Genomic DNA, 12101 nt, shown 5'->3' on the forward strand with positions numbered 1-12101 from the left:
GAGAATTAAGGTTTCATGACCATTTTCGGTTTTTTCTTCAAGGAGTGGATGCCTTCGACGAAGCGGACCGTCCCCGACTTGGCACGCATGACGACCGAATGTGTCTGACCGCCCTGTCCGGTGAACTGAACGCCGCGGAGAAGCTCCCCGTCTGTCACGCCCGTCGCCGCGAAGATGCAGTCTTCGCCTTTGACGAGGTCGTCTAGAAGCAAAATCCGGCCCGTGTCGGCGATGCCCATGTCTTGGCAACGCTTCTCTTGGGCTTCGTCTTCAGGAAGCAGACGGCCTTGGAAATCACCGCCGAGGCACTTCATCGCGACGGCCGCGATGACACCTTCCGGCGCTCCGCCCGAACCGAGCAATAAATCGACCCCCGTTTTCGGGAACGCCGTGTTGATGGCCGCGGCCACGTCACCGTCTGGAATCAATTTGATGCGAGCACCGGTCGCCCGGACGCGTTGAATCATCTCTTCGTGACGGTCACGATGTAAAATCGTGACGACGACGTCTTCGACGTTCTTGTTCTTCGCCTTGGCGACGATGGCGATATTTTCTTCAATCGAATTATCGAGACTAATCAATCCGGCCGCTTCCGGACCTACGGCAATCTTGTCCATATACATGTCCGGCGCGTGCAGCAAATCACCGGCATCGGCGACAGCGAGGACGGCGAGCGCTCCCCACGTTCCGGTCGCGACGATGCTCGTCCCTTCGAGCGGGTCGACGGCGACGTCGAGACGTGAGCCGTATCCATTCCCGACTTTCTCACCGATATAGAGCATCGGCGCCTCATCCATCTCACCTTCACCGATGACGACGACCCCTTTCATCGGGATCGTATCGAACACTTCACGCATCGCGGTCGTCGCCGCGTCGTCCGCTTCTTCTTTCAAGCCTTTACCCATCCAGCGAGCCGAAGACAGCGCTGCCGCTTCTGTGACCCGGACCAATTCCATTGATAAACTACGTTCCACCCGAATTCTCCCCTTTGTTACTCGGACACCTCATCGACCCAGGCGAGGGCGCCGAGTTGTTTTAGTTTGCCGACGAAATCGACATAAGAATCGTTCAATTTTTCCGCATGGATCACCGTGGATTCGCCACTCGCCTGAAGTCCTGCCAAGACGAGTGCCGCCCCGCTCCGTGCGTCCGCACATTCCATCTCCGCATTGGCGAGCGTCGACCCACCACGGATGACGGCCGAAGCGTCCTCGAGCGTGATCTGTGCGTTCATCCGTCGCATTTCCGCGATATGGCGGAAGCGTTGGGCGTACAGTTTATCCGTGACGACACTCGTCCCGTCTGCTTTCAACAGCGCGGCCGACATGATTGGTTGCAGGTCGGTCGGATATCCCGAATAGTGGAAGACGCGAATATCGATCGGACGGAAGGCGTTCGCCCGTACTGTGATCGATTCCTCGTCCACTTCGACTTCAGCCCCGTAATCCATCAACTTTTGGATGACACCTTCTAAGTGGGTCGGGATGACGTTTCGAACCGTCACTTCCCCTGCCACCGCACCAAAAATCATAAATGTCCCGGCCTCTAAGCGGTCAGGAATGAGTGTGTGCGTGCAGCCGTGTAATTTGTCGACCCCTTTAATGCGAATCTCGTCGGTCCCTGCCCCGATGACATGTGCCCCCATCGAAGTGAGCATCGTCGCGACGTCGACAATTTCCGGGTCGATGGCCGCGTTCTCGATGACGGTCGTCCCGTCTGCGAGTACGGCCGCGAGCATGGCGCTCACCGTCGCCCCGAACGAACGAAGGTCGAGATAAATCCGATTCCCTTCCAACTTTTCAGCGTTCACATGATAGAGTCCCGATTCGTTCTCGACTTTAATCCCGAGACGTTCGAGTGCTTTCAAATGTAAATCGATCGGTCGTGGACCAATCGCATATCCACCGGGAAGCCCGACGGCCCCTTTCCCAAAACGAGCCGCAAACACCCCGAGCAAATAGACAGCGGCTCGGACTTTACGCGTTTCTGAGCCGAGTAGCGGCATGGCGACAGCGTCTTTCGCATGAAGCGTCATCCGCTCCCCGTCCCGTTCAATCGCGACCCCGAGTTCTTGTAATAGACTGAGCATCACTTCGACGTCCTCGATCACGGGGACGTTTTCAATCGTCACCGGTTCTTCCGTCAACAGTGCTGCGACGAGACAAGGCAAGGCGCTCTGTTTGGCACCGCTAATGTCGACTGTTCCTTCAAGCTTTTGCTGTCCTACGATATGGAGAATTTCCACGATGATCAAACCTTTCTGCGACAAACTTATTTGGATTGAGCGTTGTTCCAATCCGCTAAGAATTGCTCGATCCCTTTGTCAGTGAGCGGATGTTTCATCATCTGTTCGATGACTTTGTACGGCACCGTGGCGATGTCAGCGCCAAGAAGGGCTGCTTTCGTCGCGTGAACCGGATGGCGAACGGAAGCCGCGATGATTTCCGTCTCGATCCCATGAATAGCAAAGATATTGGCAATCGTCTCGACAAGGTCGAGGCCATCTTGACCGATATCGTCGAGGCGACCGATGAATGGCGAGACGTATGACGCGCCGGCCCGAGCCGCAAGTAAGGCTTGGTTGGCGTTAAAGATGAGTGTCACGTTCGTCTTGATGCCGAGCTGTGAAAACGTATTGACCGCTTCCATACCTGCTGGCGTCATCGGTACCTTGACAGTAATATTCGGCGCGATGGCCGCAAGTTCCTTTCCTTCTTCCACCATACCCGCTGCGTCGAGCGCAATAACTTCCGCGCTGACTGAGAGATCCCCGACGATCTCACAGATTTCGCGTAGCCGTGTATGGAAATCGACGCCTTCTTTGGCGACGAGCGATGGATTCGTCGTCACGCCCCCGATGACGCCCATCTGATGAGCTTTCTTGATGTCTTCCACGTTTGCCGTATCAATGAAAAAACGCATGTACAATTCCTCCTCGAATGGTGTTGTGATCGCTTACACTTCTTATTATGAGGAAATTGTCATGGAATTGCTACACCCTTTACGTCAATGCGGCGATGGCGAACATCGATCCGATGAGTAAACCAACGCCGACAAGCGTCCCCACTGCCGTCCATCGTTTCACGTTTTTTTATTTTGTCTCAAACTCTTGATACGGCCCTTTCTTCAAGCGCTCCGATCCATGCGTCTCGATCCAAAGTCCGACCGCGGTCTCTTCGTCGGTCACGAGGTTGCCTGTATACGTGAACGGGATGATTTCTTCGGGTCGACGGAGCATGTCGAACCGCTCCCGCCGTGTCGCGATGTTCGCCCCGATCCAGTAGAGCCGTTTCGGTGTATAGAAAACTGGCACGCTATCTCCGATAAAATACTGAATCCACTGTTCGAACGCGGCGAGATCGCGTTGGTCGAACAAGATTTCCATTGAATCCTCCTCGGTCATGATGGCGAGCATCGGGCACAACTCAATCGTCCGTCGTCTATAGGGATGCGGCATGGCCGCTTCTGTCTTTCGGACGATGGCCGGGAAGAAGACGACTTGCTTGATCGCATCGAGCGGGAACGATTGCTCGACTGACTCACCTAGCTCGTGCCGATACGTCGTCCCCTCAATATGTGTCGCGGTCACTTGATAGTGCGATTGGTGCCGCTCTTTCCAGAACAGCTGGCGAAACAGTTGCAAGAACCGATACACGCCGTAACCGCCGAGTGCAGTGAGTGACAACAGCGGAATCAACCACGGTTTCGGATTCATGAGGATGAGAATGACCGGCAGCGCGGCAAAGGCCAACGTTATACCAATTATAATGATGGGACCGACGATATAAAAAATGCGCCAAAATGATTCTGTCGAACGTTCTTGATACTTCATGCAAACTCCCCCTTTTCATCTATATACGGTACCCTAACCGCTTACGTTTCAATAAAAAAAGCCGGTTCTCACAGGGAGAACCGACTGATGTGACAGGATTATGCTTGGTTGCTTGAACCGAACTCACGCATTTTTCCAGTAACGACGTTGTAGATCGCTTCGACACCAGGGCCGATGACTTTACGTGGGTCATATACTTTCGAGTCCGTGTTGAGCTTCTCACGTACGGCACGAGTCCATTCTTGTTGGCACTCTGTGTTAACGTTGATTTTGCTGTGACCGAGCTCGATTGCTTTTTTGATTTGGTGCTCAGGAATACCTGAACCGCCGTGAAGAACGAGTGGAGTTTTAGTCGCTTCTGCGATTTCTTCCATCTCTTTGAAGCCGAGTTTTGGCTCGCCTTGGTATTCTCCGTGTACAGAACCGAGTGCTGCCGCAAGAGCGTCAACTTTCGCTTCTTTAACGACACGTACACACTCGTCGAGGTCAGCGTATTGTACGCCGCCGACAACGCCGTCTTCTTCGCCGCCGACTGTGCCGACTTCCGCTTCAACTGAAGCGCCTTTAGCGTGTGCATATTCAACGACTTGTTTCGTCATTTCGATGTTCTCTTCGATCGGGTGGTGTGAACCGTCGATCATAACAGACGTGAAACCAGCGTCGATCGCTGCTTTACACTTGTCGAAAGATGAACCGTGGTCGAGGTGGATTGCAACTGGAACAGTGATGTTGTAGTCGTGCATGAGACCTTCAGTCATTTTAACAACTGTTGTGAAGCCACCCATGTACTTCGCTGCACCTTCTGATACACCGAGGATAACTGGTGATTTCTCGTCTTCCGCAGCGCGAAGAATCGCTTGCGTCCACTCGAGGTTGTTGATGTTGAATTGGCCGACTGCATACTTGCCTTCGAATGCTTTGTTAAGCATTTCTGTCATTGATACTAATGGCATAATGACATCCTCCTGTCTGTTCGCTATTGTGCACTATGGGAAAAGTGCTCCCGTGCAATTCGTTCCCATTATAACACACGTCGAAACGTGTGCCTATGCTATTCGGGCATAGAAATGGCTCTGCGCAAGCGTTTACATATGTCATCTTCGTGACGAATCACTAGATTTTTAGGACTTCTTTCACTTTTTCAATCATGCCATAAATATCGAACGGCTTTTCGAATTGCGCGGTGATGCCCAGGCGTTGCACTTCTTCGAGTGTCGATTTCTCGCCGAACGCGGTCATGATCATGACCGGGGTATCAATGTCTCGTTGACGCATGTTTCGAAGCACCTCGTGGCCGAACATGCGCGGCATGTTCATATCGAGCAATACTAAATCATATCCGTTCTGTTCAAGCATTTCCCAAGCACTCAGTCCGTCATTCGCCGTGTCGACCTCAATGCCGAGGTTTTGGAACACCTGCGCCAACATCAACCGAATCCCGTCTTGGTCGTCTGCGATCAACATCCGTGACATCCATCTACCTTCTCTCCATATTTTGCAATACTCTAACCATACCAAATCCAATTTCATTTGGCGACGCGACTATTTTGAAATCAAGGCAACGGTATTGCTACCGGTTCATCGGTCTGTTCGTCCTTCAGCTGGGCCGGCACTTCCGACTCGGCTACCGGTTCGTACGCGGTCACCCGTCCCTCATCTTTGACATATACTTTCAAAAAATCACCTTCAGCCAAGCGCGTCGGGTCCTGGAACGTAATCGGGCGTTTTTTCCCATCTTCGTCATAGCCGATCATCTCATACGTGTATGTCGTTCCTCGGTCGATCACTTCCGCACTCGGTACTTTCGCGTAGTAGACGTCGGCAAAGAGCCGATTCGTGTCGACGAATTGCCAGCCGAGAAATAAGATGAGAACGATGCCACTAATCGTAAGTCCTCGTTTCATCGCATATCCCCCACTCTCCTCGTTTCCATCTTGTTCAATACCATCGTGTCCCCATTTCTAAACACTCGGCACGCTGATATACTGAACACATGAAACGAATGGGAGTTACATGATGAAGCAATATTTGTTATACGTGTTGTTCGTCTTGGTGCTTGGAAGCATGGTCGCACTTGTGGTGAACGTCTTCGGGGAAGACAAAGAAGAGACACCGCTCGCCGCGGCCATCGAGACCGATCTCGAGGAATTGCCGGAGACGTTCGCCGTCTTGTCCGAGACGTTCGATGAGCCAATCGCAGACAGTGACATCGCCCGCATCAAAAAGCTGGCTTCTAACCCGGACCTCGACGAAGCGGACGTGCACGCGCTCGGCACAATCGATGTGATCTTCGAAGGACGACCGACCACGCTGACACTCGAAACAGAAGTGTACCGTGAGGACGGTATATATCTTTATCTTTATTTTCTCGGCGAACCGGACGTCGTCGAGGCGCTCGACGAACGCATCATGGCGTACTATGAAGAACTGGGCATATGAAAAGGAACCTCGCCGCGGCGAGGTTCCTTTTGGTTCATTTCATTATTCAACGGTCACTGGGACAACGGCGAGATCAATCTCTTTCTCGACTTCGGCCCGTTCTTCGGCGAGACGAGCGTCCGACCATTTGAAGACATCAGCCATGCAACGGAGCACGCCGTCTTTATAGTCGCGGACGAAATCGATGTCGAAGAACATCGCCCCGGTCCGGCGTACGAGGAAGTCGATGGCCCGAACGACCGACTCTTCTTCAATGCCGTACATGAGTTGTGCATAGACGTACTCTGGAAGGTCGTACGCGTTCGAGTCCATCCGCTCGATGACACGATCGATGTTCGATCCGTATAGACGAACGAGCTGCTCGGCTTTGACGTCATCGAGACCAAGGTTTTTCAGTTCAGCCTTCTTCTTCGTCAAGAAGTCATCGAACCCTTTCGAGCCACCGACATGGCCGCCCGACATCGGCATATGCTTCGTACGCGAGGCGAGGAAGACGATGCCCTCTTCTTGTTTGAGCAGTTTCGCCACCAAATCGACGACCGTCTCTGACATCTTGCGGTAACCCGTCAACTTCCCGCCGGCGATTGTAATCAAGCCACTCTCTGACTGCCAGACCTCATCTTTACGTGAAATCTCAGACGGGTCTTTGCCTTCTTCATAGATGAGCGGACGAATCCCGGCCCAGCTCGACTCGACGTCGTCTGCCGTCACGTTGACATCTGGGAACATATAGTGAATCGCCTCTAAAATATAGTCACGATCCTCGGTCGTCATACGTGGGTGAGCCTTGTCCTTATCGAAGAACGTGTCCGTCGTCCCGACGTACGCCTTGCCGTCACGTGGAATCGCGAACACCATCCGTCCGTCCGGTGTATCGAAGTAAATCGCTTGCTTGAGCGGGAATTTCGATTGGTCGATGACGAGGTGAATCCCTTTCGTCAAGCGGAGCATCTTCCCTTTGTTCGAGCCGTCCTGTTCGCGGAGCACGTCGACCCAAGGACCGGTCGCATTGATGACTTTCTTCGCATAGACCTCATACGTCTTGCCGTCGATTTGGTCCTCGACGTGCACGCCGACGACTTTGCCTTGCTCATAGATGAGACCGGTCACTTTCGAGTAGTTCATTAAGAGGGCACCGTGATTGGCCGCCTCTTTCGCAACTTCAATCGTCATCCGAGCGTCATCCGTCCGATATTCGACGTAATATCCGCCACCGACAAGACCGTCTTTTTTGACGAGCGGTGCTTTTTGAATGACTTCATCCGGTTTCAACATCAACCGGCGCTCTGCGCGTTTAACGCCGGCCAAGAAGTCGTACACCATCAAGCCGACTGCGGTCGAAAGTGGTCCGAACGTGCCGCCTTTATGCATCGGCAACAGCATGCGCTCCGGTGTCGTGACGTGTGGCCCGTTCTCATAGACGATCGCCCGCTCTTTACCGACTTCAGCAACGAGTGCGACTTCGAACTGTTTCAAATAACGTAAACCTCCGTGGACGAGTTTCGTCGAGCGGCTCGACGTTCCGGCCGCGAAGTCTTGCATCTCGAGTACGGCCGTCTTCATCCCACGGGATGCGGCATCGAGCGCAATCCCGGCACCAGTGATGCCTCCGCCGACGACGAGAATATCATGGCGTTCCCCCGTCAATTGTTCGTATCGTTTGGCACGTTCTTTCGCTGAGAAATTTCTGATTTCCATCTTGTCCCCTCCTATAATGAATCCGGTCAGATGTATATGAAAAGAGACCACAACAAAACAAGGCTTCGCCCCCCATGTCGTGGTCTCTCTGTAGTCTCCAACCGGTTATCAACTTTTCTCCTGTATTATACCCTATTCTCACGTCTTCAACCATCGACCCGCTCACCGAGTGTGCAACCTGCCCCTCAGAAAGCGTCCTGCTCGCAATTTCGAAAAGAGACGACTAGACTTCAAGGTATCACCAACAAGGAGGAGTTTTTATGAAACGCATGTTACAACCTTTCCAATTTAAAAACGGCGTCGAGCTCCACAACCGGCTCGTCCTCGCGCCGATGACGCACTATTCGTCTGAACCGACGGGTGAAGTGTCAGAGCACGAACTCGCCTACTACCGGAAGCGGGCCAAGAACGTCGGACTCGCCATCACGGCATGTGCTTACGTGACCGAGGACGGCAAAGGGTTCCCGAACGCTTTCGGTGTGAACGACGACAAGTTCATTCCAGGGCTGCGCCAGCTCGCCGAAAGTCTAAAAGCGGAAGGCGCGAAAGCGATTCTCCAAATCTTCCATGCGGGACGCATGTCTCCTCCGGAACTCGTACCGAACGAACAACCGGTAAGCGCAAGTGCCGTCGCACCGGTCCGTGAAGGGGCCGCCACTCCACGTGCCCTCGAGACCGAGGAAGTCGAAGCCATCATCGAGGCGTTCGGCGATGCGACACGTCGTGCCATCGAGGCCGGCTTTGACGGCGTCGAGATTCATGGGGCGAACACATACTTGATTCAGCAGTTCTTCTCACCCCACTCGAACCGACGCGACGACCGCTTCGGCGGCGACGTGAACGCACGTCTCACATTCCCGCGTGAAGTCATCCGCTCGGTGAAACGTGCGGCCGAAGGCACAGACGACTTCTTGATCGGTTACCGCTTCTCACCGGAAGAAGTCGAAAAGCCGGGTATCACGCTCGACGATACGGACGTATTGATCGATATGTTGCTCGAAGAAAACCTCGATTACCTCCACGCCTCGCTCTGGAACTTCAACATCGGTTCAATGCGGAACGAGAACGTGACGGAGCGGTCGATTGATCGCATCGCCAAACGCATCAACGGTGCCATCCCGCTCATCGGAGTCGGACAGCTCCAGCGCCCAGGTCAAGTCGAAGACGCACTGAACGTCATCGACCTCGCCGCGCTAGGTCGCGAACTCATCATCGACCCGGATTGGCTCGAGAAAGTGAAAGACGACCGAGAAGACGAGATCGAGACCGAACTCGACTTGAACAAGCAAGCCGAACTCGCCGTACCGGCTCCGCTCTGGAACGCCATCACGACACGCGCCGGCTGGTTCCCAATCAAAGACCAAGCCGTCAAATAAACCATGATCCGCAGACTTCGCGTCTGCGGATTTTTTTGTTTCCACCCAATCCATCGAGCGGTGTGAGAAATAAGATATGCTATGGACACAATTCCGTCACATTTTTCATCTTTTTCACCACTCCTTTCGTGTTGACCTAACTTTGCAAGCCTTCTCCCCCTTCGTAAGCTAAGGACAGGAACCGTTTCCTCCATGAGACTGCTGGACAAGCCACGCTTGCGCCACGACTGTCTGTTTGACCGTCTTTTGAAAGGGGCATATGATGTATGACAAAAAAGCCAATCGATCTCGATGCGTACAACAAACAGCTCAATCAACACCAACAGCGGACGAAACAAATCGCTGAAACGTATCGACAAAAAAGCAAGGAACTCGAACACCACCTCGAATCATCCACTCGTTCCCGTGAAGAAACGCTCGCACGAGAAATCGCCGAGTTGAAACAAGCGACCAAGCGGAACGTTCCACGCGATAAATAAACAGTTCCGAACTGTACGACGAAAGAAGTGAATCATCCGGTGGAAAACAAAATCAAGCGCCAATTTCTGAATCACCTGCATCGTGACAAAAATTTGTTCGATGACTTTCAGCATGTGGATAACTTTTATACGCTCGACCAACAGATCGTGAGCGCGCTCCGCAGCGCCCACCCGATTCGGGCCGAGCAACTGCTCGAGACGCTAACGCTCGACCTACTGAAACTCCCGGTCGCGGATGAATATATGAGTGTCCGTTTCTATTACCGCGGTCTCGTCTATCACGTCATCCGCTTGATCCCGGTAGACAATCCGAACGTCCAAACCGCACTCAATTACACGAGCGCACTTCTCACCTTAATCGATGAACTGACGACGACGCTCGATTTTCTCTACGCCATTCCCGTCATTGTCGACCATTTGACGAAAATGATGGCGTTTCTCTCCCCTCCCGTCTCGACCAATCCGAATGTCACGACGGCCATCCATTTGATTGAAGACCACTTGAAAGAACCGACGTTGTCACTCCCGTGGATCGCCCAGCAAACCGGGTTGTCGAACAATTACTTGTCGGCTCTGTTCAAACAGGAAGTAGGCGAGAGTGTACCGGAACGAATCCGGCGGCGACGCATCGACGCGTCCATCGCCGACTTGCTCGGGACGAACTTACCGATCTGTGCCATCGGCGAGAAATATTGTTTCGCCTCGTGCACGGCCTATATCAATACGTTCAAGACATATAAACAAATGACCCCGCTCCAATACCGCCAACTGTTCCACATATGAAAAGCGCTAAGCCTCTACCGAGTCTTAGCGCTTTCTGTCATCCATTCTTCTCGCAACATGCCCATGCGAATCGAGTCGTAACGCACGTCGTCGACGACGCGCACCTGACGAATCCGACCTTCGAGTTGCATGCCGACCTTCGTGGCCACTTTCATCATCCGCTCATTGCCGGACCACGTCGTCAATCCGACCCGGACCGTCGGCAACGTCTCGAACAAGTGCGTGACCCATAGCTTGAGCGCCCGCGTTCCGATGCCCCGATTCCAGCGATCGGCTTGATGGAGGATGATCCCGACCTCGAGCCAGTTCTGACCCGCATCTTCATAATAGAAGGAAACCGTCCCGTAGACGGTCCCATCGACCTCGATGACCCACATGTCGTCACGCCCGACGTGCTCGTCGGCGCTCTCGCGATACACCTCATACGTCTGCGCCCGATGTTCAAAATACGGCGCGTCCCACTTCTTGAATTCTGGTGCCTCATCCTTATACATCAATTCCCATAACCGATCCAAGTCGCGTACCTCGATCGGTCGAATCAGTAACTCCTCATCAAGAATCATACCCTCGTCCTCTCTATCAGTGCTGCTATACTCTTTCAAGGAATCAGTTCGAATTCCCTTTTTTCCGCTTTCGCCAGACGAGCGCCAAGATGACGAGCAAGAGACTCGCCGTCACCGAGACGATGGCGAACGGACTCGCACCGGTGATGAACAATTCGCCGAGCGAGACCGAATAGGCGAGACCGAACGACGTGACGAGCTTCGCCCCAATCGCAATCAACGCGAATCGAGGGAACGGTACTCGGCTGAACCCGGCCGCGAGACAAATGATCTCGTCAGGCAAGATTGGAATGATGAACAAGACAAGTAAGACACCGAGACCATATTTGTCCACATACCGGTCATACGTCGCGAGCTTGTCAGCATCGATGAGACGCATGATTCGTTCTCGTCCGAACCGGGCAAGTCCGTACATGACGAGAATGCCGAGCGTCGTCGCGACGCTTCCAATCAAGGCCGCTCGGAGCGGCCCAAGGGCGACACTGCCAATCGGGACACTGACCGCTTCCGGGACCGGGAGCGCGATCGGTTGCAGGAAGCTGAAGGCGGCGAACAACCACATCGCCTGGTCCTCGTACTGTTCGAGCAGCCGCTCGAGCCCGTAAGAATCGTATAAAACGAGACCGAACGAGACGTAATACACGAAGACGAACAATAGGAACAACGTGAACGTGACTTTGAGCATCTGTTTCAAGTACGTATTCGACCCTTCACGAATCGATCGCAACAGACCGATCGAGAGTGCGAGCAACACGATCCCGGTCCATCCAAGTTGATAAGGGAGCAATAGCGTCGGCAAGACGACGAACGGCAACAGGCTGAGCGCGACGAGCGCGCCTCCGTATCCGATATACACCATCATTCGTTTCTGCATGTCGCATCGCCCTCTCCCCATTCTACTCTTAGTGTACCCGGATTCCTGCCTCGATGT

Annotated in this window: 14 protein-coding genes; 4 read left to right on the forward strand and 10 right to left on the reverse strand. The window is 53.4% G+C overall.

Annotation, left to right across the window (positions count from 1 at the left end):
• Positions 1 to 5: 5 nt before the first annotated feature.
• From glpX to KNP78_RS04700, 7 genes are all read right to left on the reverse strand, one after another.
• Positions 6 to 974 carry a class II fructose-bisphosphatase gene (gene glpX, locus KNP78_RS04670; RefSeq protein WP_029594665.1) on the reverse strand — a complete coding sequence of 323 codons (969 nt, stop codon included), beginning with the start codon at positions 972 to 974 and terminating at the stop codon, positions 6 to 8.
• Positions 975 to 991: 17 nt separating this feature from the next.
• The gene (gene murA / locus KNP78_RS04675; RefSeq protein WP_214823351.1) at positions 992 to 2245 is read right to left on the reverse strand and encodes a UDP-N-acetylglucosamine 1-carboxyvinyltransferase; all 1254 of its coding nucleotides are present in this window, start codon (positions 2243 to 2245) and stop codon (positions 992 to 994) included.
• Between the two features lie 26 nt (positions 2246 to 2271).
• Entirely contained in the window at positions 2272 to 2922 is a 651-nt protein-coding gene (fsa, locus tag KNP78_RS04680) for a fructose-6-phosphate aldolase (protein WP_034779261.1), read from the reverse strand.
• Positions 2923 to 3091: 169 nt separating this feature from the next.
• On the reverse strand, positions 3092 to 3832 hold the full coding sequence (locus KNP78_RS04685) for a hypothetical protein (protein ID WP_214823352.1): 741 nt from the start codon (positions 3830 to 3832) through the stop codon (positions 3092 to 3094).
• Positions 3833 to 3930: 98 nt separating this feature from the next.
• The gene (fba, locus tag KNP78_RS04690; protein WP_021066099.1) at positions 3931 to 4785 is read right to left on the reverse strand and encodes a class II fructose-1,6-bisphosphate aldolase; all 855 of its coding nucleotides are present in this window, start codon (positions 4783 to 4785) and stop codon (positions 3931 to 3933) included.
• A 160-nt stretch (positions 4786 to 4945) separates the two neighbouring features.
• Complete coding sequence (locus tag KNP78_RS04695) at positions 4946 to 5305, reverse strand: response regulator (protein WP_251128451.1); 360 nt, start codon at positions 5303 to 5305, stop codon at positions 4946 to 4948.
• Positions 5306 to 5385: 80 nt separating this feature from the next.
• A complete protein-coding gene (locus KNP78_RS04700) occupies positions 5386 to 5736 on the reverse strand; it encodes a YxeA family protein (RefSeq protein WP_034779268.1) in 351 nt (116 codons plus the stop codon).
• Positions 5737 to 5848: 112 nt separating this feature from the next.
• Here KNP78_RS04700 and KNP78_RS04705 point away from each other — a divergent pair, with 112 nt between their 5' ends.
• Complete coding sequence (locus tag KNP78_RS04705; protein WP_214823353.1) at positions 5849 to 6271, forward strand: hypothetical protein; 423 nt, start codon at positions 5849 to 5851, stop codon at positions 6269 to 6271.
• Between the two features lie 42 nt (positions 6272 to 6313).
• Here the strand turns inward: KNP78_RS04705 and KNP78_RS04710 are convergent, their stop codons facing one another.
• A complete protein-coding gene (locus KNP78_RS04710) occupies positions 6314 to 7969 on the reverse strand; it encodes a glycerol-3-phosphate dehydrogenase/oxidase (protein ID WP_034779272.1) in 1656 nt (551 codons plus the stop codon).
• A 260-nt stretch (positions 7970 to 8229) separates the two neighbouring features.
• Between KNP78_RS04710 and KNP78_RS04715 the strand changes: the two genes are divergently transcribed.
• From KNP78_RS04715 to KNP78_RS15785, 3 genes are all read left to right on the forward strand, one after another.
• Entirely contained in the window at positions 8230 to 9345 is a 1116-nt protein-coding gene (locus KNP78_RS04715; protein WP_034779275.1) for an NADH-dependent flavin oxidoreductase, read from the forward strand.
• A 266-nt stretch (positions 9346 to 9611) separates the two neighbouring features.
• Entirely contained in the window at positions 9612 to 9824 is a 213-nt protein-coding gene (locus KNP78_RS04720; protein ID WP_034779277.1) for a hypothetical protein, read from the forward strand.
• Positions 9825 to 9938: 114 nt separating this feature from the next.
• On the forward strand, positions 9939 to 10607 hold the full coding sequence (locus tag KNP78_RS15785) for a helix-turn-helix transcriptional regulator (protein ID WP_214823354.1): 669 nt from the start codon (positions 9939 to 9941) through the stop codon (positions 10605 to 10607).
• A 14-nt stretch (positions 10608 to 10621) separates the two neighbouring features.
• On the opposite strand, the gene KNP78_RS04730 is transcribed toward KNP78_RS15785, so the two are convergent.
• The gene (locus KNP78_RS04730; RefSeq protein WP_214823355.1) at positions 10622 to 11170 is read right to left on the reverse strand and encodes a GNAT family N-acetyltransferase; all 549 of its coding nucleotides are present in this window, start codon (positions 11168 to 11170) and stop codon (positions 10622 to 10624) included.
• Positions 11171 to 11213: 43 nt separating this feature from the next.
• Positions 11214 to 12044 carry a TVP38/TMEM64 family protein gene (locus KNP78_RS04735; RefSeq protein WP_034779281.1) on the reverse strand — a complete coding sequence of 277 codons (831 nt, stop codon included), beginning with the start codon at positions 12042 to 12044 and terminating at the stop codon, positions 11214 to 11216.
• Positions 12045 to 12101 lie beyond the last annotated feature (57 nt).

This window comes from Exiguobacterium sp. s28, from assembly GCF_018618135.1.
In the GTDB taxonomy this organism is placed as follows: Bacteria; Bacillota; Bacilli; order Exiguobacteriales; family Exiguobacteriaceae; genus Exiguobacterium; species Exiguobacterium mexicanum_A.

Bases quoted from the DNA above. Each gene is read 5' to 3' on its own strand.
- KNP78_RS04700 (WP_034779268.1), bottom strand. From the start codon at position 5,736: ATGAAACGAGGACTTACGATTAGTGGCATCGTTCTCATCTTATTTCTC.
- fsa (WP_034779261.1), bottom strand. From the start codon at position 2,922: ATGCGTTTTTTCATTGATACGGCAAACGTGGAAGACATCAAGAAAGCT.
- KNP78_RS04715 (WP_034779275.1), top strand. From the start codon at position 8,230: ATGAAACGCATGTTACAACCTTTCCAATTTAAAAACGGCGTCGAGCTC.
- KNP78_RS04695 (WP_251128451.1), bottom strand. From the start codon at position 5,305: ATGTCACGGATGTTGATCGCAGACGACCAAGACGGGATTCGGTTGATG.
- fba (WP_021066099.1), bottom strand. From the start codon at position 4,785: ATGCCATTAGTATCAATGACAGAAATGCTTAACAAAGCATTCGAAGGC.
- KNP78_RS04710 (WP_034779272.1), bottom strand. From the start codon at position 7,969: ATGGAAATCAGAAATTTCTCAGCGAAAGAACGTGCCAAACGATACGAA.
- KNP78_RS04730 (WP_214823355.1), bottom strand. From the start codon at position 11,170: ATGATTCTTGATGAGGAGTTACTGATTCGACCGATCGAGGTACGCGAC.
- KNP78_RS04685 (WP_214823352.1), bottom strand. From the start codon at position 3,832: ATGAAGTATCAAGAACGTTCGACAGAATCATTTTGGCGCATTTTTTAT.
- KNP78_RS04705 (WP_214823353.1), top strand. From the start codon at position 5,849: ATGAAGCAATATTTGTTATACGTGTTGTTCGTCTTGGTGCTTGGAAGC.
- KNP78_RS04720 (WP_034779277.1), top strand. From the start codon at position 9,612: ATGACAAAAAAGCCAATCGATCTCGATGCGTACAACAAACAGCTCAAT.
- KNP78_RS04735 (WP_034779281.1), bottom strand. From the start codon at position 12,044: ATGCAGAAACGAATGATGGTGTATATCGGATACGGAGGCGCGCTCGTC.